We start from the raw sequence: 23,240 nt of genomic DNA, 5'->3' as shown, positions 1-23,240 counted from the left end.
GGGTCAGTCAGTTTGTACGGGGATGTCCGGGATCCCGCCGAAGCCAGGGGTTCCCATGTCGATCTCTGAGCCCAGCCGCAGCCGGGTGGCCAAGGTTCGCTCGTCGAGGTCGAAGATCACGCGCTGGCCTTGGCGAAGCATCCGGAACACCGAACCCACCAGTGCGTCGGCGGCGAGTTCATACTCCTGGAAGTCGGTGTCGCAGAGCACCACCCCGTCGCCTGATCCTGGGTCGTACGACTTCACCACTCCCTGCATCAACCGGCTCCTTCGAAGGGTGTTGCGTGAGGGTGACAGTAGTGCGCCAGTTTCTCGACCGGCCAGCGGAGGGGCACGGACCACGCCGGTCGGCGACCGGCGGGGCGAGCCGGAGGGGAAGGGCTAAGAGGGGCGGGCGCTGCGGACGTGCTTGGTGATCTTGCCCGCCTTGATGCAGCCGGTGCAGACATGGACGCGCTTGGGCGTCCCGTTGACCACCGCACGGATCTTCTGGATGTTCGGGTTCCAGCGGCGCTTCGTGCGCCGATGCGAGTGACTCACGTTCATTCCGAACGACGGGTGCTTCCCGCAGACCTCGCACACAGCAGCCATGACTACGAACCTCGATGCATCGGGACCGGCCGTCTGACCGGTCTTCAGGACCGTCGGAGGCTAGCGGGGCGGGGAGGAGCGTTGCCAACCCGGAGCGGGCACGCCACTGCTCCTAGTATCGGCAGCGATGACTTCTCTGTCCCAGCTCGGTGCCCGCGACCTCGTGGCGGTGGTGGTGGGATATCGCGATGCGTTGGTCGCCCACAAAGCAGGCATCAACCGGCTGAATGTCTACCCGGTGCCCGATGGCGACACCGGAACGAACATGGCCCTGACCCTCACGGCGGTGGCTGAGGAACTTTCAGGGGCCGGGGAGGACCTTGACGCCGTCTGCAAGGCCATCAGCCATGGCTCGCTCATGGGGGCCCGGGGGAACTCGGGCGTCATTTTGAGCCAACTTCTCCGGGGCATGGCCACGGTGGTGGCGGAGGCCGGCGGGTTCGATGCCAAGAGTGGCTCGCTCGCCCTCGCCGAGGCGGCCAGCGCCGCCTACGAGGCGGTGATGCGGCCGGTGGAGGGCACCATCTTGACGGTGGCCCGGGAAGCCTCCGAGGCCGCCGTGGTGGCCGCCGCGGGGGGCGCGAACCTGGTGGGGATGCTGGAGGCGGCGCTGGCTCAAGGAACCGATGCCCTCGCCCGCACCCCCGACATGCTGCCCGTTCTCAAAGACGCCGGGGTGGTGGATGCCGGGGGGGCTGGCTTTCTGCTGCTCCTCGACGTGCTGCTCAACGTCGTGGACGGGCGGCCGGTGCCCCAACCGGTGGAGTTCGACGAGCCGGTGTTGGCGGAGGTGGGAGCCGTCCAGGGCGCGCCCGACGGCCATGGGGGCCTCGCCGATCTCCGGTACGAGGTCATGTATTTCCTCGACGCCCCCGATGCCTCGATTCCCGCCTTCAAGGATGTGTGGGCCGGGATCGGGGATTCCATCGTCGTGGTGGGGGGTGACGGCCTCTGGAACTGCCACATCCACACCGACGACATCGGCGCTTCCATTGAGGCCGCCATCGATATTGGCACTCCCCATCAGATCCGGGTGACCGACCTCATCGAGCAGGTGGAGGAGGAGCGCTGGGTGCGCGAGGCCACCGATTCCGGGGCCCTCGACGAGGTGCCGGAGCACCTCCAGACCCCCGTGACCTGCGCCGTGGTGGCGGTGGCTAGCGGCGAGGGCATCCGACGCATCTTCTACTCCTTGGGGGTCCAGGGGATCGTTACGGGTGGTCAGTCCATGAATCCCTCGACGGCCGAACTGATCGCCGCCGTGGAGGCCGTGCCGGCGGATCAGGTGGTGATTCTGCCGAACAACAAGAACATCATCCCGGTGGCCCAGCAGGTAGATGATCACACCACCAAAACGGTGGTTGTGTTGGCCACCAAGGGCATCACCGAGGGTTTCGCCGCCCTGTTGGCCTACGACCCGGAGACCAGTGGCTCGGACAACGCCGTTGCCATGAGCGAGGCGGCGGCGAGCGTGGTGGCCGGCGAGATCACCCAAGCCGTGAGACAGTCGAGTTGCGACGCCGGTCCCATCGCCACGGGCGACTGGTTGGGCATCGCTAGCGAAGGCATCGTGGCGGTGGAGGTTGACCTCGCCACCGCGGCGGTGGCGCTGCTCGATCTCCTCGTGGGGCAGGACCACGAGATCGTGACGATCATTGAAGGCGAGGGCGCCAGTGCCGGCACCACGCGACACCTCACGGAGTGGCTGGGTGCACACCGTGAGGGGGTAACCGCCGAGGTGCACCACGGCGGCCAGCCCCTCTACCCCTATCTCTTCGGAATCGAGTAGTGGCCAAGCGCCTGCGCGAGCTCGAGGACCTCAGCGTCAACGTGCTCGCCGGGGTAGGCCCGGAGCGGGCCAAGGCCCTGGCGAAGATCGAGGTTTCCTCCATCTTCGACCTGCTCACCCACTATCCCCGGCGTTACATCGACAAGACGAAGCAGTCCTTCATCGGGGATCTGCGCGTGGACGAATCGGCCTGGGTGTTCGGCAAGGTCGTGTCGTCGGCCACGGTTCCCGGCCGGGGCCGCGGCAAGGGCCGCACCGAGCTACGCATCAGCGACGGCTCAGGGTCGCTGCGCATCACCTTCTTCAACCAGCCGTGGCGGGTTCGGCAGTTTCCCGATGGCTCCGAGGCGCTGTTCTTCGGCAAGGTCACCGAGTACCAGGGCCAAAAGCAGTTGGCGAACCCCGAGGTGGACCTCCTCGACGAGGCAGATCGTCGGCAGATCACCGCCATCTATCCTCAATCCGACAAACTGCGGCTCTACTCGCGGGATTTTCGGGGGTGGCAACTCGAAGCGCTGCGGCGCACCCAGACCTTGGTGGAACCCTTGCCGGCGTGGGTACTCGACCGGCACGGGTTCGTGGATCGAACCGCCGCCTTTTGCGGGGTACATCTCCCCGAGACGATGGGGCAGGCGCAGGAGGCCCGCCGGCGCCTGGTGTTCGACGAACTGTTGCGAATCCAACTGGTTCTCGTGCTGCGCAAGCACCGGATCGAGGCCACCAGCCAAGGCCTAGAGCACGATACGTCCGGAGTCATCCTCGCCCGGTTTCTGGACGCCCTCCCCTTCGCTCTCACCGCCCACCAGGCCACCGTCATTGCGGAGATCATGGCCGATCTGGGGGGCCCGGTCCCGATGCACCGATTGCTGCAGGGCGATGTGGGGGCCGGGAAAACGGTGGTGGCGATCGCGGCGCTGCTCACAGCGGTGCAGGGCGGACATCAGGGGGCCTTCATGGCACCGACGGAAGTCCTGGCCGAACAGCACTTTGCCGGGATGAGGCCACTACTGGAGGGCATCACGGTGCCGGATAAGCGACCGTCGCTCTTTGATGAGCGTCCGCTGCGCGTGGATCTGCTCACCAACCGGGTGACGGGCCAGGACCGCCAGCGTCTGCTGGCGGCGCTGGCCGCCGGAGAGATCGATGTGGTCGTGGGCACCCACGCTCTGATCCAGGAGGCGGTGGCCTTTCACAGCCTTGGCGTAGTGGTGATCGACGAACAACACCGCTTTGGGGTGGAGCAACGGGCGGCCCTCAAGGCGAAAGCGAACGGTGACGCTGTACCTGACGTGCTCGTGATGACCGCCACGCCGATCCCCCGTACCGCCGCCATGACGGTCTACGGCGATCTCGACGTATCGATCCTGGGCGAGAAACCGGGGGGGCGGCAGCCCATTGTCACCGAATGGGCGCAGGGAGCCGATGCGCAAGAGGCGGTCTGGATCAAGGTGCGCGAGGAGGTGGAAGCGGGGCGTCAGGTCTATGTGGTGTGTCCGTTGATCGGGGAGAGCGAGAACCTCGAGGTGGCCTCGGCGGAGGAGACCTTCGAGCGGCTCGAAACCCACGATCTTTCCGGCCTGCGCCTCGGAATCCTGCACGGACGGCTTCCCTCGAGCGAGAAAGAAGCCACGATGACTGCCTTTCGGGAGGGCCGGGTGCAGGTGCTCGTGGCCACCACGGTGATCGAGGTTGGGGTGGATGTGGCCAACGCCACCGTGATGGTCGTGCTCGATGCCGACCGGTTCGGCATCGCTCAACTCCACCAACTGCGGGGTCGGGTGGGGCGGGGGGCCAACGCGTCGTTCTGTTTCCTGGTGACCAGTGACACCGGGGTGGGGGGCGACGACGAGGAACGGGCCCAAACTAACGCCCGTCTCGAGGCGTTGGTGCGCAGCGACGATGGCTTCGAACTAGCCGAGGTGGATCTGGACATTCGGGGGGAGGGGGCCGTGTTCGGGGAGCGTCAGAAGGGTCGGAGCGATCTCAAACTGGCCTCGCTCCGCCGGGATCGTGAGGTGGTGCACCTGGCCCGCGAGGTGGCTGAGGGTCTGGTGGCCGATGACGCCACCCTCGCTAGCAGCCCCGAACTTCTTGACGAGTTACGCCTCTTCCTCGACCCCGACGACGAGGCCTTTCTCTTCAAGAGTTAGCCGGTGCCTTGGTGCTGGTACGGGACCTCGTCAGACAACTACGGGCGGGAGGACCAGGCTCTGCCCGGGGTAAATGAGGTCGGCATTGTTGGGATGCACGAGCCGATCCCGGTTGGCGTCGATGAATACCAGCCAGTAGTCGGCGATGGCACGGTTCGTGGGTTCAGCCCCCAACTTCTCACCCACCGCCTCCGCCGCCAGTGTCCAGAACGAATCACCGCCCTCGACGATCACTTCGGTCTTGGCCAACGCCACTGCCGTGGGGGTTACCTCGTTGCTGGTCTGTGAAAAGGGGCCGGTGCCAATGGTGTTGATGGCCTGGACACGGAAGCGGTAGGTACTTCCGACGGCGAGATCGGTGATCGTTTGGGTGGTGGCGGTAGCAGCGAAGGAGCGGCTGGTTTGGGCTGATAGCCCGAGGTAGGGGGTCACGACGTAGCCGATGACGCTCGATCCACCGTCGGATTCCGGTGCCGTCCAGGAGGTGGTGGCGCTGGCCTCGCCGGCGGTGGCGGTGCCGATAGTGGGCGCCCCGGGCACGGCGAGGTCATCGTCAGTGGTGGTGTCGGAAGTTGATGGACCATCGCCCAAAATGGTAATCACGGGGGTGGCGGTGGAGTACCTGCCGTTACCCACGTTGTTGATGGCCTTCACCCGGAATCGGTAGCGGATGCCACCGGAGAGTCCGACCACCGTCTGGGTGGTGGGCGCCGAACTGAACCGGGTGCTGGGTTGTTCGTCGAACCCGATGTAGGGGGTGACCAGGTAGCCGGTGATGTCGGTGCCCCCATCGGAGGTCGGGGCGGTCCAGCTCACGGTGGCCTGATTGACGCCCGCAATGGCGGTAGGCATGGCGGGTGCGCCCGGCACGGTGGACGTCGGCGTCACGACCGGGTCGAGGAACCCATGGGGTGTCGTGACCAGCCCAACGGTCAAGAGCCCGAGAGCCATACTCGCGAAGATCCGGTGGTGATTCCCTGAGGTCATTGGTTGTCCTTGTCGATGCGCCGATGGTGGCGCTGAAGAAAACGCTTCTCGCAACGCGGGCCAGTTGGACCTTATGCGCGCGAAGCCCACGCTGCTGATTCCTGGCGGGCGCCTGCCGCCGACAGGGTTTTTCTTTGCCGAGGCTGGTGCGGTTGGCGTCATCCACCGGCGTTCGCGACGCCCGGTGGGCTTCGACACTTACGATAGGCTCAAGTGGTGTCTGGCCTACTCATCGTGCTCGCGTCCGTGGTTGCGGTGGCGGCCGCCATCCGCTCCACCTGGTCCCCTTGTGGCCTGTCGATGCTTTCCACTATCACCCCGTTGGGGGAGTCGGGGCGCCGCAACCGTTGGGCGGTTACCGCGACCTGGTTCATCGCCGGGGCCGTGTTGGGAGGGGCGACGCTCGGAATAGGGGCGGCGGTGTTAGCGGCCGGGGTTGCCCTCGTGGATCTGCCCGCTGGGGACGCGCTGGGCCTGGCGGCTCCGTTGGCGGCCGTCGCTATCGCCTCTGACCTGGGACTTGGGGGGTTCCGGTTGCCGGCTCACACCCGTCAGGTCAATGAGGCCTGGCTCGATCAGTACCGGAGTTGGGTCTACGGAGGGGCCTTCGGCTGGCAGATCGGGGTGGGTCTCGCCACCTATGTGACGACCGCGGCGGTGTATTTGATGCTGGCGCTGGCGGCGCTGACAGCCTCGCCACTGGCTGCCTTCCTCATCGTGGCGGGCTTTGGCCTGCTCCGGGGCCTCGCCGTGCTCCTCGGCGCCCGCCTCACGAGCCCTCAGCACCTCGTGGATCTTCACCGCCGCCTGGCGGAGCTCCTCCCCACCGCGCAGAGTGCCGTGGTGTTGGTGGAGGTCGCCGTGCTCGCCGTGGTCGTAGCGGTCACCTGGGGCCTGGTCTCTGGCGCCGCAACCGGGGCCGTCGTCGCCGGCGTGGTGCGTCGAGCGCGCCTTGTGGGGCAGCCGGGCTAGAGGCGCACGGTGGGGACGGTGGCGGGAGTGCGACTGACTCGGATGGCATCGGCCCCCAGCAGGAAGAGCGCGAGCCAGATCAGAATGAAACCGGCGAAGCGCTCCGGGGGCAGGTCCTCGTGGAAGATGGCGATGCCACAGACCAACTGCATGGTGGGCGTGATGTACTGCAAAAGGCCGAGTTCGCTGAGTGGGATGCGACGGGCCGCGGTGCCAAAGAGCAGAAGGGGCACCGCGGTCACGACCCCAAGGGCGAGCAGCAAGGCGTCCTGGCTGAGGGTTCCCTGCCCGACGGCGGCATCGCCGCGCAGGATGAGGACGGTGCCCGCGACCAGGGCGAAGGGAAGGAGCACCCCGGTCTGCACGGCCAGGGCGCTGGTGGCATCAACCGACACGGCCTTGTTCAGGAAGCCGTAGGCGGCAAACGACGTGGCCAGCGTCAGGGCAATCCACGGGATCTCCCCGTAGACCAGGGTGAGCACCGCCACGGCCGCCAAGCCGAGGGCCAGCGCCACGTACTGAGGCCGCCGGAGTTGCTCCCGCAGCACGATGACCCCGAGGGCCACGGTGATCAGGGGGTTGATGTAGTACCCGAGGGCGGCTTCGAGCACACGGTCGTGATTGACCGCCCAGATGTACACCCACCAGTTGATGGCGATGAGGACTCCGGCGAGGGCGAGTTGGCTCAGGCCTCGTGGGTGGTGGCGCACGGCGTCGTACCAGTGCCGGTCGCCCCGGAAGGCCAGGATGATCAGTACCACCACACAGGACCAAACGATCCGGTGCACGAGGATCTCCGTGGCTCCCACGGAGCGCAATGCATGGAACATGATGGGGAACAGCCCCCAGATTCCGTAGGCCGCTACCCCCGCCAGGGTGCCGACGCGCCGTTCGGCGGCGAGGTCGGTCACCTAGAACCAGTCGGGAACGTTGTCTCGCTCGGGCGCTAGGTCGTCCTCGGTGACCTCGAGATACCACATGTCGTGGCAGTCCTTGCATCGGAAGGTGATCACATCACCCTCCTCCCAGCCCATCTCCGGTGCTTCCAGGGGGGTTCGGTGGCAGGTGCCGTTGCAGTCGACGCAGGTGATGGAATCCGGAACGGGCACGCTTCAGGGTGCCACGGGCGGCACGGCCGCGGCCATCTTTGTCCTCGCAACGGGGGCGGGTACCGTCGGCGGTGTGCGTGTGATCTCGGGTTCGGCCCGCAATCGGAGATTGGTAGCCCCGCCCGGATCGACCACCCGTCCCACCCCGGAGCGGGTGCGCGAGGCGATGTTCAACGCTCTGGGGAGCCTGGGGGCGGTGCTCGAAGCCACCGTGGTGGATTTGTTTGCCGGGAGCGGGGCAATGGGGATCGAGGCCCTGTCGCGCGGGGCCTCCCGGGTGACCTTTGTCGACCATGACCGAGCGGCCCGGGAGGCCATCGAGACCAACCTGGCGGTCACTGGTTTGGCCGACCGGGCCGTGGTGGTGGCCTCCACCGTGGAGCGGTTCCTGGCCACGACCGGCGACCAGCGCTGGGATTTGGCGCTCGTCGATCCGCCATATCGGTTCAACGGTTGGCCCGAGTTGTTGCTCGACCTGCCGGCCGAGCTCGCGGTGTTGGAGTCTGATCAGGTCGTTGATCCACCGTTCGGGTGGGAGGTGCTGCGAACCAAGCGTTATGGCTCCACTCACGCGGTGATTGCACAACGAATCGTCCTGTGAACACTGTGGCGGTAGCGTTACCACGATGACCAAGGTCCTCTACCCGGGATCATTCGACCCGATCCACAACGGACACGTCGAGTTGATCGAGACGGCGTCCCACTTATTCGACCAGGTCGTGGTGGCCACGATGCGCAATCCGCAGAAGGGCGAGCCGCTTTTCTCGTTGGACGAGCGCGAGCGCATGATCCAAGAGGCGCTCAGCCACCTCGACAACATCGAGGTGGTGAGCTTCGCCAAACTGGTGGTCGACCTCGCATCTGACGTGGGGGCCGACTTCATCATCAAGGGACTGCGCTCCACGATCGATTTCGAAAGCGAGATCTCGCAGGCGCAGATCAACCTGAACGTATCGGGGGTGCACACCCTGTTTTTGCCTTCAGCGTCCGCCAACTCAGCGGTGGCTTCGAAGTACATTCGTGACATCGCCCGCTTTGGCGGTGACGTATCGAGCATGGTTCCGCCCAGCGTGGCGAAGCGTCTTGAGGAGAGGTACGGCCCCCGATGAGCGATAAGTACGACGATGATGGCTTCGGCGACGAGGCGGAGGCGGACATGACGCCCCGGGGGCCGGGAACCAAGGTGGAAGCTCTGCTCCGGCGGCTGCATGAGATAGTCAATACGGCCCGCCCGATGCCGCTTTCCACCTCGGTGATGGTGAACCGTGACGACCTGCTCGACGTGATCGATGATGCGATTGAGCAACTGCCCGACGAGCTTCGCGCCGCCCGCTGGCTCCTGAAGGAGCGCGACGAGTACCTGGCCAAGGTGCGTCGGGAGGGCGACGAGATCCTCGAAATCGCCCGCGCCCGAGCGGAGCGTATGGTGCAGCGCACCGAGGTGGTGAAGGTGAGCGAGGCTCGGGCCCGGGCGATCATGGGGGATGCCGCCGAAGAAGCCAGTCGCCTCAAGAACGAGTGCGAGGACTACTGCGATCAGAAGCTCGGCAGTTTTGAGATCGTGCTTCAGCGCACCATGAAGATGGTGGCCGCCGGTCGCACCAAACTCCAGGGCTCCCTCGCCACCGGAGAAGCTCCCGCCATTGGTCCCCGCCACGACGATGTCGACGACGCCGTATTCGACCAGGATTCGGGCTGATCGTGATGCCGACCCGGGGGTCGGTGTTGCGAGTGGGGATCACCGAGTTACGCCGGCGTCCCGGCACCCAGCGCCTGGTGGTGTTGCGGACGGCGATCCCAGGGCTGGCGGTCACTTCGGCCCGGGTGCCTGACGACGCTGACCTGGCCATCGATCTCACGCTGGAGTCGGTGGAAGGCACCGCCATCACGGCTCGCGGAACCGTAGGGGTCCCCTGGGTAGCTGACTGTCGCCGCTGCCTCGATGTGGTGTCTGGCACGCTGGTGGTGGAGGTCCGCGAGGTCTACGAGGCGCATCCCCGCGACGGTGAGACGTACCCGATTGAAGTGGATGAGATTGATCTCGAGCCGGTGGTGCGTGATGCCGTGCTGCTGAACCTGCCGATCTCGCCGTTGTGCCGGTCCGATTGTGAGGGCCCGGTGCCCCACGATCTCCCCGTCACCGGCCCCGGCGAACTGCCGGAGGATGAACGCGACGATGCTCCTCCCAAGGATCCTCGCTGGGCGGCGCTGGACGATCTCAACTTCGACCCCTCCTGAGCCATCGGTTCTTCGGTTCGACGGTCTGGAGGCGGTCCCGCTACGCTTCCCCGGCTGCACCGCCGGGCGTTGCCCCGGTGCCACTCTGCCCTCCGATCCGAGGACCTGTTATGGCCGTCCCGAAGAAGAAGACCTCCAAAGCCAAGACCCGCAAGCGTCGGGCCAGCGCGTGGACCCTCAGCGCTCCGCCGCGTTCTCTGTGCCCCCACTGTGGGGCCACCAAGTTGCCTCATGTGGTCTGCGGCAAGTGCGGCTGGTACGCCGGCCGCCAGGCCGTTGAGGTTGATTGACCCCATGATGCTTCCCGTCGCCCTGGATGCGATGGGCGGGGACAACGCCCCGGGTGAGATCGTGGCCGGAGCTCATCGAGCGGTGGCCGAACTGGGCGTGCCGGTGGTGCTGGTGGGGCAGCCCGAGGTGCTCGAGCCCCTTGCCAACGGCCTGGAAATCATCGCGGCGTCCGAAGTGATCCCGATGAGCGCCGATCCCGGTTCGAGTGTGCGCCGGATGAAGGACTCGTCGCTGGTGCGGGCGGCGGAGGCCGTCCGTGATGGGCGTGCCTCAGCGATGATTTCTGCCGGTAATACGGGGGCCACGATGGCCTCGGCTCTCCTGCGGATGGGGCGCATCAAGGGGGTGGCCCGCCCGGCGATCGCCACCCCGATTCCCGTGCCGGGCGGCGATCCCACCATTCTGCTCGACGCCGGCGCCAACGCCGAGTGCCAGGCGGACTGGCTCCTGCAGTTCGCCCAGATGGGTGTGGTGTTTGCCCGTAGTCGCTATGGCATCGAGCAGCCGCGCGTCGGCCTGCTGTCGATCGGGGAGGAGGCGTCCAAGGGGACGCCGTTGGTGAAGGAGACCAACGCCCTTCTCGCCGCCCCTGATGCGCTCCAGGCGGCCGGGGGCATCTTCATTGGCAACGTCGAGGGACGAGATGTAATGACCAACGACGTCGATGTCGTGGTTACCGACGGTTTCACCGGAAACGTGGTGCTCAAGACTCTCGAAGGCGGGATGCGGGCCCTGGTAAACGCCATTTTTGCGGCATTTGGTACTACCCCGGCCACCGAGGCGGCCAGCGAGGTGTTGATCCCCGCCCTCTTGCCCCTCTACGGCACCCTCGACCCCGATAACACCGGGGGGGCGATGCTCTTGGGGGTGGACGGGCTGTGTCTGATCTCCCACGGCTCATCCTCGGCGACGGCGGTGGTCAATGCGATACGGGTGGCCGCCGAACTGCACGAGGCGGGGATCGTCGAACGCCTCCGCACCGCTGTGGCGTCGGGCTGATGCCCTCTGACCAGGCCGTTCCTCTCTTCACAAGCGCACTAAGTCTGGAATGGGTTAGAGTGCGCTCTTCCATCGCCCCGCGCGCAGGAGCTGTCGTTGCCCGCCGAAACCCACGTTGAACGAGGAACCCCCATGGATCGACAGCAGGTGTTTGCGCTGATACGAGATCGGTTGGCCGACATTCTCGAAATCGAGCCCGCCATTATCTCGGAGGGGCAGAGTTTCGCGGATGACCTCGACGCCGATTCGCTAGCGCTGATCGAGCTGGTGGAGGCGTTGGAGGAGGAGTTGAGCGAGCGCTCGGTGGGCTTCCGGATCGACGACGAAGATTTGGCGGACCTGAAGACGGTTCGCGACGCGGTCGACTACGTCTTCGGTCGGCTGTAACAACCTGAACGCGCTCCCAGTAGCCCGTCTGGACGAGTTAGTCGCGCGCCTCGGCCTCGACCTGGCTCCCGACCTGTTGGCGCCGGCGCTCGTGCACAGTTCGTGGTGTGCCGAGCACGCGGGTTACCCCTCGAACGAACGTCTCGAGTTCCTCGGCGATGCCGTGCTGAGCGTGGTGGTTGCCGATCACGTGTACCGGGTCTACGACACGCTCCCGGAGGGCGACCTCACCGACATCCGCAAGACCGTCGTGAATGCGGTGGCCCTCGCGGAGGTGGCGGCCGAGTTGCGGGTAGGGGAGCACCTGCTCCTGGGACGCGGGGAGGAACACTCGGGCGGGCGAGAAAAGCCGTCGATTCTCGCCGATGCGTTGGAAGCCATCTTTGGGGCCGTCTACCTCGCCGGCGGGATCGAGGGAGCCCGCACCCTCATCCTCAGTGTCCTCGGCAGCCGTCTGGCGACGGCCCAGTTCGATCGAACCGATCACAAGAGTCGCCTGCAGGAACTGGCGGCCCAGTTGTTTGCCAGCCAGCCCCACTACGACGTGCAGGCCAGCGGCCCCGACCATGACCGCACCTTCGGCAGTGTGGTCAGCATCGAAGGCACCGCCTACGGAAACGGCGAAGGACGCTCCAAGAAACAGGCCGAACAGGCCGCCGCTCGCGTGGCCCACGACGCGTTGACCGATCCCAATCGACTGGAAACCCCGAGGGAGACCCACCATGGCTGAGCTACCCGAGCTCGAAACGCTTCGGCGTGAACTGGAGAAGGAATCGGTGGGCAAGCGCCTCAAGGTGCCCGAGGTCACCGGAGCCAAGGTCACCAAGCGCAATGGCAACAAGAAGAACTTCCAGGCCCGCTTGGAGGGCGCCAAGGTCAAGTCGGTAGACCGGCGAGGTCGCTTCTTGGTGGCCAACCTCGACAACAGCGAAATGCTGGTGCTGGATCTGGGGGAGACCGGCCGACTCCAGAAGGCCGCCCCGCGCGCCACCTCGCCCAAGGGCACTCTGGTGGTGCTGGGCTTCACCCAGGGTGGACAGGTCTGGCTCGTCGATCCCGGCGGCACCGCCCAGGCGTTCGTGGTCGCCACCAACGCCGTGGCGGAAGATCTCCCCGAACTGGCGGCCTGCGGGCTGGACCCCGTGGCCGATGCGGTCTCCTGGACCTTGTTCGCTCGCTCGATACTGGCTCGAAACCTCAAGCTCAAAGCCCTGCTGATGGCCCCCGACATGGTCGTGGGCATCGGACCCATCTACAGCGACGAGATCCTGTGGGAAGCCGGCCTTCGCCACGACCGTATTTCCAGTGAACTGTCCTCCCAGGAGATCCGGCGCCTGTTCCGAGCCGTTGTGGAGACGCTGCACGAGGCCGTGAAGTACCGCGGGACCACCGTGGGGGAGAACGGATTCGTCGACCTCTACGGGAAATCTGGCGACTACCAGAACCACCTGAAGGTCTTTGGACGCGACGGTCAGCCGTGCCGCCGATGCCGGGCTGCGGTGGTCAAGACGCGCTTCGCCAACAAGCCCCTGTACTTCTGTGACGCCTGTCAGGTCTGAGGTGCGCCGCGGGTCTCGCTGGGACTACTAACGTCGGCCATCGAATGTTCCTCAAGACGCTCACGCTGAAGGGTTTCAAGTCCTTCGCCGACACGACCGCACTCGATCTTGAACCCGGCGTCACCGTGGTGGTGGGGCCCAACGGGTCGGGGAAGTCCAACGTGGTGGACGCCATTGGGTGGGTGCTCGGTGCCCAAGCGCCCTCTGCGGTGCGGTCGCAGAAGATGGACGACGTGATCTTTGCCGGCACCGCGCGGCGCTCGGCGCTCGGTCGGGCCGAGGTCAGCCTCACCATCGACAACTCGGCCGGGATGCTGCCCATCGATTTTACCGAGGTGACCATCACCCGCACGCTGTTCCGCACCGGCGACAGCGAGTACGCCATCAACGACGTCCCCTGTCGCCTGCTCGACATCCAGGACCTGCTCTCCGATACGGGAGTCGGTCGTCAGCAGCACGTGATCGTGAGCCAGGGGCAGATCGACGCCGTCCTCAACGCCCGTCCGGAGGAGCGCCGCCTCATCATCGAGGAGGCCGCCGGCATCCTGAAGTACCGGAAACGAAAAGAAAAAGCCGAGCGCCGCCTCATCTCCACCGAGGGCAACCTCACCCGCTTGGGCGATCTCCTGCGCGAGGTTCGGCGGCAGTTGCGCCCTCTGGAGCGTCAGGCCGACGCCGCCCGGCGGCACGGCGATCTCGTAGCCGAACTGCGGGCGCTGCAGGTGTTCCTGGCTGGTCGCGACCTCACGACGCTCCATCGGCGGCTCGCCGATGGAGGCGCCGCCCGGGCCGAACTGACCAATGAGGACGGGCTCTTGCGGCGGACGCTGGGCGAACTCGATGCTGCCGTACTCAACGCCGAAGCGGAGTTGGGTTATACCGGGGCCGACGATCTCGGCGACGATCTCGTTCGCTTTGAGGCCCTGCGGGAGAAGGCCCGTGGGCTCGTAGCCCTGCTCTCCGAGCGCCGTCGGGGCATCGAGCGGGAGCGGGGGGCGTTCGTAGACCAAGCGGTGATCGCCACGCTGGAAGCCGAGGCGAACCGCCTGACCTCCGAGTTGGCCGCCTCGGATGCCGAGGCCGAGGATTTGGTGCCTCAGCAAGAGGAACTGAGCCAGGCCCAGGGCGCGCTGGCCGATGCCCGGACTGCCTTCGAGCAGGATTGGGCCCAAGGCGTCGTGGCGGCCCCGGCGGGGCAGGCGGCGGAGGCGCGGGGCGAACTGGCCGCCATGCGCGCCGGGGTGGAGCGCGGCGATGGGGAACGTCACCGGGTGGAGGCCTCCCTCGTTGTGCTCGGGGAGAAACTTTCTCGCCTCGCCGCCGAGACAGATCGTCTGCGGGCGGAGGCTGAGACGGCCTCCTCGGCTGAAGGTCCACTGGTGGAACGCTTGGCGGGGGCCGAGCAACAGCGGGCCGACGCCGAGAAGCAGGTGGCCGAGGCCGAAGCCACCCTGCGGGCGGCCGACGGCGATCGCCACGCCTGGACCGCCCGGGCCGAGGCCCTGGGACTTGCCCTGGATCAGGCCCGGGCCCGAGCCGGTGCGGAACGACTGGCGGAGGTAGATGGTGTGGTGGGCACCCTCCTCGAGCTCATCGAGGTTGATGACGGATGGGACGCGGCGGTGGAAGCCGCCGCCGGGGAAGCGCTGGCGGCCGTGGTGGTGGATGGGGTGGAGGCGGCGAGAGCGGCCATCGTGGCCTTGCAGTCCGGCACGGATGCCGGCGAGGCGGTGGGAGGAGCGGTACTCGCCCTGGGGGCCACCCGAACGAGCCGTGTCGCTCCGACGGTGGGGGAGCCCGTGCGGCGCCATGTGCGGGCCGCTCGCCCCGACGTAGGCGCCCTGCTCGATGCGCTCCTCGGGTCGGCGGTGGCTGTGGAGGGCGGCTGGTCGGCGGCGGTGGATGCGGCCTTGGCTCATCCCGACGTCGTGATCGTGACGTTGGAGGGCGGACGCTTCGGACCAAGCGGATGGCGGGTAGGCACCGCCTCCACGGGGGCTACCGGCGCCGCGCTGGCGGAGGCCCGCGAGCGCGCCGAGCAGTCCACCCTGGAAGCGGGCCATGCCGAAGCCGGCCTGGCCGAAGCCCGCGCCCGGCTCGAGGAGGCCCGCCATGGTGAAGCAGGCCTCGCCCGCCAACTCGACGAGCACGACGGTCGCCTGAGCGCCGCCACCGATGGGCTGCAGCGGGTGGAGGCCGACCGCCGCGACGCCGCCACCGAGACCGAAGCGTTACGGTCGCACGCCGACGAACTGGCTGAGCGGGTTGGGCGGGAGCAGGCCCGGGTGGCCGAGCTCGACCTGCTCCTGCCGCGGTTGGAGGCCCAGGAAGCCGAGGGCGCCGAGCAGGCGCGAGCCATGGCCGCCGCCAAGGGAGATCTGGACGAGCGGGCGGCCATGGTGGGCTCGCAGCGGGCCGATATCGAGGTGCGAGCCGCGGGGTTGGATGATCGACGCCAGTTCCTCCGTGCCCGCCTGGTTGACGTGGAGGCCCGGTTGGAGGGCACCACCGAGGCCCGGCGCGAGGCCGAGGTCCGCCGCGTCGAACTTGATGTGAAGCAGACGGCGGTCGAACGTCTGGGGGCGCTGGTGCCCGAGCGCCTCGGCACGATCGAAGCCACCCTGGGAGATCTGCGGGAGCGGCGGCGTCGGCAGAGCGAGGCCCAGCGGGTTGCCTCGGGGCGGCTCGATGAACTTCGCCACCAGCGTTCCGACGCCGAACGGCGCCTCGATCAGACCCGGGAGCGGTCCCGCCGAGCCGAACTCGACGAAGCCGAAGTGAAGTTGCGTCTCGAAACCGCGGTAGACACCCTGCGCCGCGATCTCGAGGTGGAGCCGGCGGTGGCCATGGCCAGTGAGGCGCCTGAAGGTCCCGATGGGTCTACCCCCACGGCCCGGGCCCGGGCCCTCGAGCGCGAGTTGCGGCTGATGGGCCCGATCAATCCCTTGGCGCTCGAGGAGTACGACGCCTTGCAGGCGCGCCACACGTTCTTGCACGAGCAACTCGAAGATGTGAAGGCATCCCGCCGGGATCTCGGCAGGGTAATCCGGGCCATCGATGCCGAGATCGTCGAGGTGTTTGCGGGGGCCTACGCCGACGTGTCGCAGAACTTCGAGCAGTTGTTCCAGACACTGTTTCCCGGCGGGGCCGGGTCGCTGCGGCTCACCGCCCCCGACGACCTGCTGGAAACGGGCATCGAGGTGGAGGCGAAGCCGTCGGGCAAGAACGTACGCAAGCTTTCACTGCTCTCGGGAGGCGAGCGCTCTCTCACGGCGCTGGCCTTCTTGTTTGCCGTGTTCCGGAGCCGCCCGTCACCGTTCTACGTGATGGACGAAGTGGAGGCCGCCCTCGACGATGTGAACCTTCATCGCTTTCTCGACCTGGTGCGGGAGTTCCGGCAGGAGGCGCAGTTGCTGATCGTGAGCCACCAGAAGCGCACGATGGAGGCGGCCGACGTCCTCTACGGCGTGACCATGGAACCGGGTGGGAGCAGCAAGGTCGTGAGCGAACGGGTGTCTACCGTCGCCTAGGCGACGCACCCACGGTCCCGGCGGCGGGTTCAACGCCGCGCGGGCTCTACGCTGCAAAGCCTCATGGAATCTCTACTGCTCGTCCTGATCATCATTGCCATCGTCTTGTCGGTGGGGGGCGTGGCCTTGGTGGTGCATCGCCGGGCCGACCGCGCCACCCTTGAGCCGCCCCCCGCCCCCTCGGCTCCCGCGCCTTCGGTTCCCGCTCCCTCGCCCGCCGCCCCTTCGGTTTCCGCCCCACCGGCGGCCTCGTTGCGCGATCGCTTAGGAAAGGCCCGCGGCACTCTGTCGGGGTTCTTGGGCTCGGTCATGGCCCGTGAAGCGCTGGACCAGGAAACCTGGGACGAACTCGAAGAGGCCCTCATCCGGGCGGATGTGGGCATTGGCGCCACCACCGCCATCCTCGATCGTTTGCGCCAGAGCGTGGTCTCGGAGGGCATCACGGCATCGTCGGAGTTGCTCGAGGTGCTCAAGGCCCAGCTCAAGGCCGATCTCGCCGTGGGGGACCGAGACCTACACCACCAGCCCGGTGGCCCGAACGTGTGGCTCTTCGTGGGAGTGAACGGTGTGGGCAAGACCACCACGATTGGCAAGGTGGGCAAGCAGCAGGCCGATCTCGGTCACCGGATCGTCATGGCGGCGGGGGATACCTTCCGTGCCGCGGCGGCCGAACAGCTGGAGGCCTGGGCTGAGCGTTCGGGCGCCGACCTCGTTCGGGGCGCCGAAGGGGGCGATCCCAGCTCGATCATCTTCGATGCCGTGCAACGGGCTGCCGCTCGGGGGAGCGACCTCGTGTTGGCGGATACTGCGGGCCGTCTCCACACCAAGGTGAACCTGATGGAGGAACTTCGCAAGGTACGCCGCGTGGCCGACCGCGATCCGGGCCAGGTCAGCGAGGTGTTGCTCGTCCTGGATGCCACCACGGGACAAAACGGATTGGTGCAGGCCCAGCAGTTCACCGAGGCGGTGGAACTCACGGGCGTGGTGTTGACCAAACTGGACGGCTCGGCCAAGGGCGGCATCGCGCTGGCGATCCAGTCCACCCTCGGTATTCCCATCAAACTGGTGGGTCTCGGCGAGACCGTGGACGACCTGGTGGCCTTCGATCCCGACGAGTTTATCGACGCCCTCTTCGCCGCCGACTGAGCCGGGGTTGTGGGTCTACGCTGCGAAGATGTTCACCCTTGTGCGTCTCCTGTTTCTGCCCGTCAAGGTGGGCGTCGGCGTCTCGCGCGTTGGTGCGAAGGCGGGCTACCGCACCGGGCGGCTGTTGGGATACCGGCGGGTGGCCGTGTTCGCCGCCGGGGTGGGCCTGGGTCTGATGATCGCCCCGATGGCGGGCCGGGAGACGCGCGGTCGGATCCAGGACCGCTGGATCAACCGAAACAACGGTGGCGCCGATCTCGCCGAGCGGGTGCGAGAGGAACTAGCACGAGCACCAAGGACCTGGCACCTGCCCCAGCCGGAGGTCGAGGCCGTCGGCGCCTGTGCCATCCTGCGCGGCGAGGTTCCCCACCAGAGCGCCCGTGCGGACATGGAACGGGCCGCCGCCGCGGTAGCGGGTGTGGCCAGTGTGGAGAACCACCTCACGGTGGGGAGGGTCTCGGGAACCAATGGCCTCGGTTGACTCGTCTCACCTCTGACCACCGAGACCGGGAGGCAGTCCATGAGGGACCAGCACGAAGTGCCCGAGTCGGTTTCTGCGTCCGGGCCCAATCCTGGTGCATCTCGACGGATCGGCAAGCGGTGGTGGTCTGCGGCGGCGGTCGGGGTGTTGGTCGCCGGTGTGCTGGCGTTCGTGCTCGTTGACCACGACTCAGAGCCACCGCGGCTGCCGATCGCCTTCGGCGTTGGCGGCACCCCGCTGTCGGTATCGCTCGCTCCGCAGGGTGAGATGGCCCACTTGGGCACGTACGTGGCCGGTCCGGACCTGCCCCGCATGGGGGGTGAAGCCCCCGCCTACCGGGTGAGGACCGCGGCGGTCGACCAGGCCCAGGTGCGTGCGGTGGCCGCCGCTCTCGGCCTATCGGGCGAGCCGGTCGAGCAGGGCGATCGCTCGACCGTGACCGGCGAGCAAGGGGTTCTGTCGGTATTCACCTTGGGCCACTGGAGTTTCAGCGCCGCCGGGTCGGTTCCCGGAACGATGACCGTTGACAGCCCTTCGCCCCAATCCTTGGGCGGGGAGGTGCTGGAGGGCATGGCGGTGTACGAGCCGGTGCCGATGCCCGCCGAGGTCTGCCGGCCCGATGCCACCTGCGATGGGGGTGCAACGGTGAGCATCACGCCGTCGGCTACGCCGGTTGATCTTCCCTCAACCGCGCAGGCTCGATCGATCGCCCTCGAGGTTCTCGCCAGCGCGGGCATGGAGACGACCGACGCGATCGTGTCGGTCGGTAGCGATGGGGGCCCAGACCGGAATGTGACCGTCGAGTCGCTTCTGAACGGTGTGCCCTCGGGCCTGATGGCGAGCGTGTCGGTGGGATCGGGAGGGACGATCGTCGCCGCCTTCGGATGGTTTGGGGCGGTGGAGGTTCTCGGCAAGTATCCGACCATCAGTACCGGGGCGGCCATCGACCGTCTCAACGAGTCAGGTGACGGTGCGATCGGTCGGCTCGATGGCCTCGCCGAGACCGGTGTCGTGACCCCCGAGACGGCCATCGACCCCGGCGAGGCCGGTGGCGACCCAACCTTCCCGCAGGACAAGTGTGTCATCGAACCGGATGGTTCCGGAGTCTGCGCGAGTCCTGCGCAGGGGGTTCCGTGTGCGCCGGAGGGCGCCAATCTCTGCCCCTCCACCGAGACACCGCCTGAGGTTCTGCCGCCGCTGGAGATCGTGCTCACCGGTGCCACCGAACAAATGATCGTCCTGCCGGCCAACGATGGGAGCCGCGATAGCTACCTGGTACCGGGCTATCGCCTCACCGGCGAGGCCGGGGTGCAGATCGACGTACCCGCCATCGCCGAGGGGGCTTTGGCGATCGCTACCCGTCCGTCGCAGATTCCCATGTCATCCCCCGTGCCGGTTGATCCCCCGGTGACCATTGGGTGCGTTTCGCCGGTGGCCCCCCCGGACAATTCCCCCGACTCCGATCTACCCGTCGGGTCGTGCGTTGCGATCGTCCCCGGCGCCGTCGGAGGGGGAGATAACTCCGATCCTGCTGGCACCACGGGGGCGGTTCGGGACCAGTAGCCACCGCCGGATAAGGTCCGCCCAGCATGTTCGACGCACTCTCAGACCGGTTCGAAGGGATCTTCAAGCGCCTGCGGGGCCAGGGACGCTTGCGCGAGCAAGATGTGGAGGAGGTGCTGCGGGAGATACGCGTGGCGCTCCTCGAAGCCGACGTCAATTTCAAGGTCGTGCGCGGGATGCTCGAGCGCATCCGGGCCAAGACCGTCGGGATTGAGGTGACTGAGGCGCTCAACCCGGCGCAGCAGATCATCAAGATCGTCCACGAGGAACTCATCAGCGCTCTAGGCGGCGAGGTCATTCGGATCTCCTACGCCAGCAAACCCCCCACCGTGGTGCTGCTAGCCGGTCTCCAGGGGGCCGGGAAGACCACCAACGCCGCGAAACTCGCCCGCTGGTTCAAGCAGCAGGGCCGCAACCCGATCCTGGTGGGCGCCGACCTCCAGCGGCCCGCTGCTGTGGAGCAGTTGCGCACGCTGGGCCGCCAGATTGACGTACCGGTATTCTCCCGCCCCGGCGACCCGGTGGAAACGGCGGCCGCCGGATTGGCGGAGGCGAAGCGACTGGGCCGTGACGTGCTCATCGTGGATACCGCCGGCCGCCTGGCGATCGATGCTGCGCTCATGGACGAGGTACGACGGATCTCCGACGTGACGAGCCCGGACTACACGTTCCTGGTGATTGACGCCATGACGGGTCAAGACGCCGTGACGGTGGCCGAGAGCTTCAACGACACGCTGGCCCTCGACGGCGTGATCCTCACCAAACTCGACGGCGACGCACGCGGTGGGGCGGCCCTGAGCGTGAAGGAGGTGGTGGGCAAGCCCATCGCCTTCGCCTCCACCGGCGAGAAGTTGGCCGACTTCGAACTCTTCCACCCGGATCGGCTGGCGGGCCGAATCCTGGGCATGGGCGACATGCTCACCCTGATCGAGAAGGCCGAGGAGGTCTACGAGAAGCAGGGGGCCGAGGAGGCCGCCCAGCGGCTCATGGACGGCAGCTTCACGCTGGACGATTTTCTCGACCAGATGCAACAGATCAAGAAGATGGGCCCCCTCTCGGGTGTCGTGGGGATGATCCCCGGGATGCCTAAGGAACTGAAAAACGCCAAGATCGAAGATGGGCAACTGGACCACCTGGAGGCGATGATCCGATCGATGACGGTGGCGGAACGAGCCAACGTCGACTTGATCGACGGCTCGCGCCGGGCTCGCATCGCGCGGGGGTCGGGATCGGATCCCGGCGAGGTGGCGGTGTTGGTGAAACAGTTCAAGGAGATGCAGAAGATGATGAAGCGCATCCCGGGCCTTTCTGGCACCAAGAAGGGGCGTAGCGCGAAGAAAAAAGGGAAGAGCCGGGGGCGAACAACCACGGCGCTCAGCGACCCCCCGGCCCTGCTAAAGCCGCCCTTCAGCCTGCCGGGTTTGAACTGAGCCCCCTCTAGCGACCACGATGGAACCCCGCCCCCGGGCGAGTGACCGATCGAGACAAGGACGAACCCCAGTGGCCGTGAAGCTCCGCCTGATGCGTATGGGCAAGAAAAAGCAGCCCACTTACCGCGTAGTGGCGGCCGATTCGCGTTCGCCCCGCAACGGCCGGTTCATAGAGATCCTGGGTACCTATGATCCGCGCCACGAGCCGTCGGTCGTAAAGATCGACACGGCGAAAGCTCACGATTGGATCAGTAAGGGTGCCCAGCCCACGGAGACCGTGGCCCGCCTGTTGAAGGTGGCCGAGGCACAGGCCGCCGAGGTCGCGGAGACACCGGAAGCCGCCGACGCATGAGCGAACTCGACCAGGACCTGACCGAAGACGATGTAAACCGCGTACCCACCGCGGCCGCCGCCCCGAGCCACGACGAAGCCTACGATCCGGCACCCACCGCCACCTCGGTGCTCGATATCCTCGTCACCTCGCTGGTAGATGATCCCGATGCGGTGCGCATTGACCCCATTGAGCAGCGCGGCAGGGTGCGCCTTGAGGTGCGGGTGGGTCCTGAGGACATGGGTCGTGTGATTGGTAAGCGCGGTCGAGTGGCCAACGCCATCCGAACGGTGGTGCGGGCCGCCGCGGTGCGCGATGAGGTCGAAGTCGACATCGAGTTCGAGGACTGAGTCTTCATCCCGACGCAACGGTGTCGGGTGGGGGTGGTGTGCTGGATTGGCGGTGAGCGGCGCCATGACGGCTGGCGAAACAACCCGCCGTCGCCGTTGTGGCTCCTCGGAGGTACTGGTGTTACTTGAGGTCGGGCGTATCACCAAGGCGTTTGGCGTGCGCGGCGAAGTCCTGGTGGCGCTGTCCTCGGATCGCCTCGAACGCCTCGACCCCGGGGCGGTGCTGCAGACCGATCGCGGGCCGCTCACCGTGGTCTCCTCGGCCCGGCACCAAGACCGCTGGATCGTGCAGTTCGACGGGTTTCACGACCGCGACGGGGCTGAGGCCTGGCGGGGCCTGCTGCTGCGGGCCGAACCGGTGGAGGGCGACGACGATGGCGTGCTGTGGGTGCACGAACTCATCGGCCGCCTCGTCGTGCTGGCCGACGGTTCGCCGGTGGGCACCGTCACCGAGGTGCACGGCAACCCGGCATCGGATCTCCTCGTACTCGATAGCGGGGCGCTGGTGCCGGTTGTGTTCATCACCGAGCAGGAGGCCGGGCGCATCGTGATCGATCCACCCGAGGGCCTCTTCGACCTGTAGGTCCCGCCGTGCGGATCGACGTATTCACGATCTTCCCCGGACTGGTGGATGGCTATGCCTCCGAGAGCCTGCTCGGGCGGGCTCGCCAGCAGGGAATGCTCGATATTCGGGTGCACGATGTGCGACAGGAGACCACCGACGTGCACCACCGCGTCGACGACAGTCCCTTCGGCGGGGGAGCGGGCATGGTGATGATCCCCGAGCCCATTTTTGCCGCGGTGGAGCGAGTGGACCCGCCCCGTCCTTTGTTGTACCTGAGTCCGGCGGGCCGTCGGCTCGATCAGGCCTACGCCCACCAGTTGGCCGCCCTTGATGGCTTCAGCCTTTTGTGTGGCCGCTACGAAGGCGTTGATGAGCGCGTGCGAGAGCACCTGGTGGATGCCGAAGTGTCCATCGGCGACTACGTCGTGAGTGGGGGTGAGGTAGCGGCCATGGTGGTGCTCGAAGCGGTGGGCCGCCTGGTGCCGGGCGTGATGGGCAACGACACCTCAGCCGACGACGAGAGCTTCAGCGATGGTCTGCTCGAGTACCCGCAGTACACCCGACCGGCTGATTTCCGCGGCTGGTCGGTGCCGGAGGTACTGCGCTCGGGCGACCACGCCAAGGTGGAGCGGTGGCGGCGGGTGCAGGCCCTGCGCCGCACCCTGGCGGAGCGCCCCGATCTCATCGAAGCGCGTGGCGGGATCACGGCTCGGGAGCAGGAGATGCTCGCCGAGTTCGACCGCTGAGCAACCCGCCGCCTATTCTCAGCATT

Annotated in this window: 26 protein-coding genes; 21 read left to right on the top strand and 5 right to left on the bottom strand. The window is 67.0% G+C overall.

Annotated elements, in window-relative coordinates:
* Window positions 1-3 precede the first annotated feature (3 nt).
* Window positions 4-258: a hypothetical protein gene (locus EXQ71_03130; GenBank protein MSO86498.1), complete on the bottom strand. Its 255-nt coding sequence runs from the start codon at window positions 256-258 to the stop codon at window positions 4-6.
* Between the two features lie 123 nt (window positions 259-381).
* On the bottom strand, window positions 382-591 hold the full coding sequence (gene rpmB / locus EXQ71_03125) for a 50S ribosomal protein L28 (protein MSO86497.1): 210 nt from the start codon (window positions 589-591) through the stop codon (window positions 382-384).
* Window positions 592-718: 127 nt separating this feature from the next.
* Here rpmB and EXQ71_03120 point away from each other — a divergent pair, with 127 nt between their 5' ends.
* Together EXQ71_03120 and recG are read left to right on the top strand one after the other, a co-directional pair.
* Entirely contained in the window at window positions 719-2,380 is a 1,662-nt protein-coding gene (locus EXQ71_03120; GenBank protein ID MSO86496.1) for a DAK2 domain-containing protein, read from the top strand.
* Window positions 2,380-4,530: an ATP-dependent DNA helicase RecG gene (gene recG / locus EXQ71_03115; protein ID MSO86495.1), complete on the top strand. Its 2,151-nt coding sequence runs from the start codon at window positions 2,380-2,382 to the stop codon at window positions 4,528-4,530. The genes EXQ71_03120 and recG overlap by 1 nt, the downstream gene beginning before the upstream one ends.
* Before the next feature lie 30 nt (window positions 4,531-4,560).
* On the opposite strand, the gene EXQ71_03110 is transcribed toward recG, so the two are convergent.
* Window positions 4,561-5,715, bottom strand: a complete 1,155-nt coding sequence (locus EXQ71_03110; GenBank protein MSO86494.1) for a hypothetical protein — start codon at window positions 5,713-5,715, stop codon at window positions 4,561-4,563.
* A gap of 18 nt (window positions 5,716-5,733) precedes the next feature.
* Here EXQ71_03110 and EXQ71_03105 point away from each other — a divergent pair, with 18 nt between their 5' ends.
* A complete protein-coding gene (locus tag EXQ71_03105) occupies window positions 5,734-6,489 on the top strand; it encodes a hypothetical protein (GenBank protein ID MSO86493.1) in 756 nt (251 codons plus the stop codon).
* On the opposite strand, the gene rarD is transcribed toward EXQ71_03105, so the two are convergent.
* Window positions 6,486-7,400, bottom strand: a complete 915-nt coding sequence (rarD, locus tag EXQ71_03100; protein MSO86492.1) for an EamA family transporter RarD — start codon at window positions 7,398-7,400, stop codon at window positions 6,486-6,488. The genes EXQ71_03105 and rarD overlap by 4 nt on opposite strands.
* The gene (locus tag EXQ71_03095; protein MSO86491.1) at window positions 7,401-7,598 is read right to left on the bottom strand and encodes a hypothetical protein; all 198 of its coding nucleotides are present in this window, start codon (window positions 7,596-7,598) and stop codon (window positions 7,401-7,403) included.
* Here EXQ71_03095 and rsmD point away from each other — a divergent pair.
* From rsmD to trmD, 18 genes are all read left to right on the top strand, one after another.
* Window positions 7,579-8,199 carry a 16S rRNA (guanine(966)-N(2))-methyltransferase RsmD gene (gene rsmD, locus EXQ71_03090; protein MSO86490.1) on the top strand — a complete coding sequence of 207 codons (621 nt, stop codon included), beginning with the start codon at window positions 7,579-7,581 and terminating at the stop codon, window positions 8,197-8,199. The genes EXQ71_03095 and rsmD overlap by 20 nt on opposite strands.
* A gap of 25 nt (window positions 8,200-8,224) precedes the next feature.
* On the top strand, window positions 8,225-8,707 hold the full coding sequence (locus EXQ71_03085) for a pantetheine-phosphate adenylyltransferase (protein MSO86489.1): 483 nt from the start codon (window positions 8,225-8,227) through the stop codon (window positions 8,705-8,707).
* Window positions 8,704-9,297, top strand: coding sequence for a hypothetical protein (locus EXQ71_03080; protein ID MSO86488.1), 594 nt, complete (start codon window positions 8,704-8,706; stop codon window positions 9,295-9,297). Before EXQ71_03085 ends, EXQ71_03080 begins: the two co-directional genes overlap by 4 nt.
* Before the next feature lie 5 nt (window positions 9,298-9,302).
* Complete coding sequence (locus EXQ71_03075) at window positions 9,303-9,836, top strand: DUF177 domain-containing protein (protein MSO86487.1); 534 nt, start codon at window positions 9,303-9,305, stop codon at window positions 9,834-9,836.
* Window positions 9,837-9,946: 110 nt separating this feature from the next.
* Window positions 9,947-10,126 (top strand): 50S ribosomal protein L32, encoded by a 180-nt coding sequence (locus tag EXQ71_03070; protein MSO86486.1) that lies wholly within the window; start codon window positions 9,947-9,949, stop codon window positions 10,124-10,126.
* Between the two features lie 7 nt (window positions 10,127-10,133).
* Window positions 10,134-11,126, top strand: a complete 993-nt coding sequence (plsX, locus tag EXQ71_03065) for a phosphate acyltransferase PlsX (GenBank protein ID MSO86485.1) — start codon at window positions 10,134-10,136, stop codon at window positions 11,124-11,126.
* Between the two features lie 96 nt (window positions 11,127-11,222).
* Window positions 11,223-11,513 (top strand): acyl carrier protein, encoded by a 291-nt coding sequence (locus EXQ71_03060; GenBank protein ID MSO86484.1) that lies wholly within the window; start codon window positions 11,223-11,225, stop codon window positions 11,511-11,513.
* Between the two features lie 4 nt (window positions 11,514-11,517).
* Entirely contained in the window at window positions 11,518-12,243 is a 726-nt protein-coding gene (gene rnc, locus EXQ71_03055; protein ID MSO86483.1) for a ribonuclease III, read from the top strand.
* A complete protein-coding gene (locus EXQ71_03050) occupies window positions 12,236-13,072 on the top strand; it encodes a hypothetical protein (protein MSO86482.1) in 837 nt (278 codons plus the stop codon). The genes rnc and EXQ71_03050 overlap by 8 nt, the downstream gene beginning before the upstream one ends.
* A gap of 44 nt (window positions 13,073-13,116) precedes the next feature.
* On the top strand, window positions 13,117-16,602 hold the full coding sequence (gene smc / locus EXQ71_03045; protein MSO86481.1) for a chromosome segregation protein SMC: 3,486 nt from the start codon (window positions 13,117-13,119) through the stop codon (window positions 16,600-16,602).
* A gap of 63 nt (window positions 16,603-16,665) precedes the next feature.
* Complete coding sequence (ftsY, locus tag EXQ71_03040) at window positions 16,666-17,748, top strand: signal recognition particle-docking protein FtsY (protein ID MSO86480.1); 1,083 nt, start codon at window positions 16,666-16,668, stop codon at window positions 17,746-17,748.
* A 28-nt stretch (window positions 17,749-17,776) separates the two neighbouring features.
* Complete coding sequence (locus tag EXQ71_03035; protein ID MSO86479.1) at window positions 17,777-18,229, top strand: YtxH domain-containing protein; 453 nt, start codon at window positions 17,777-17,779, stop codon at window positions 18,227-18,229.
* 39 nt (window positions 18,230-18,268) lie between these two features.
* Window positions 18,269-19,792 (top strand): hypothetical protein, encoded by a 1,524-nt coding sequence (locus tag EXQ71_03030; protein MSO86478.1) that lies wholly within the window; start codon window positions 18,269-18,271, stop codon window positions 19,790-19,792.
* A 26-nt stretch (window positions 19,793-19,818) separates the two neighbouring features.
* Window positions 19,819-21,222, top strand: a complete 1,404-nt coding sequence (locus EXQ71_03025; protein MSO86477.1) for a signal recognition particle protein — start codon at window positions 19,819-19,821, stop codon at window positions 21,220-21,222.
* Window positions 21,223-21,292: 70 nt separating this feature from the next.
* A complete protein-coding gene (locus EXQ71_03020; protein MSO86476.1) occupies window positions 21,293-21,574 on the top strand; it encodes a 30S ribosomal protein S16 in 282 nt (93 codons plus the stop codon).
* On the top strand, window positions 21,571-21,903 hold the full coding sequence (locus EXQ71_03015; GenBank protein MSO86475.1) for a KH domain-containing protein: 333 nt from the start codon (window positions 21,571-21,573) through the stop codon (window positions 21,901-21,903). Before EXQ71_03020 ends, EXQ71_03015 begins: the two co-directional genes overlap by 4 nt.
* Window positions 21,869-22,486, top strand: a complete 618-nt coding sequence (gene rimM / locus EXQ71_03010) for a 16S rRNA processing protein RimM (protein ID MSO86474.1) — start codon at window positions 21,869-21,871, stop codon at window positions 22,484-22,486. Before EXQ71_03015 ends, rimM begins: the two co-directional genes overlap by 35 nt.
* An 8-nt stretch (window positions 22,487-22,494) precedes the next feature.
* Entirely contained in the window at window positions 22,495-23,214 is a 720-nt protein-coding gene (gene trmD, locus EXQ71_03005; GenBank protein ID MSO86473.1) for a tRNA (guanosine(37)-N1)-methyltransferase TrmD, read from the top strand.
* Window positions 23,215-23,240 lie beyond the last annotated feature (26 nt).

Source organism: Acidimicrobiia bacterium (genome assembly GCA_009694375.1).
Lineage (GTDB): Bacteria > Actinomycetota > Acidimicrobiia > Acidimicrobiales > VFJN01 > VFJN01.
The sequence above is the reverse complement of the archived record's forward strand: the minus strand, read 5'-3'. Positions and strand labels throughout refer to the sequence as shown.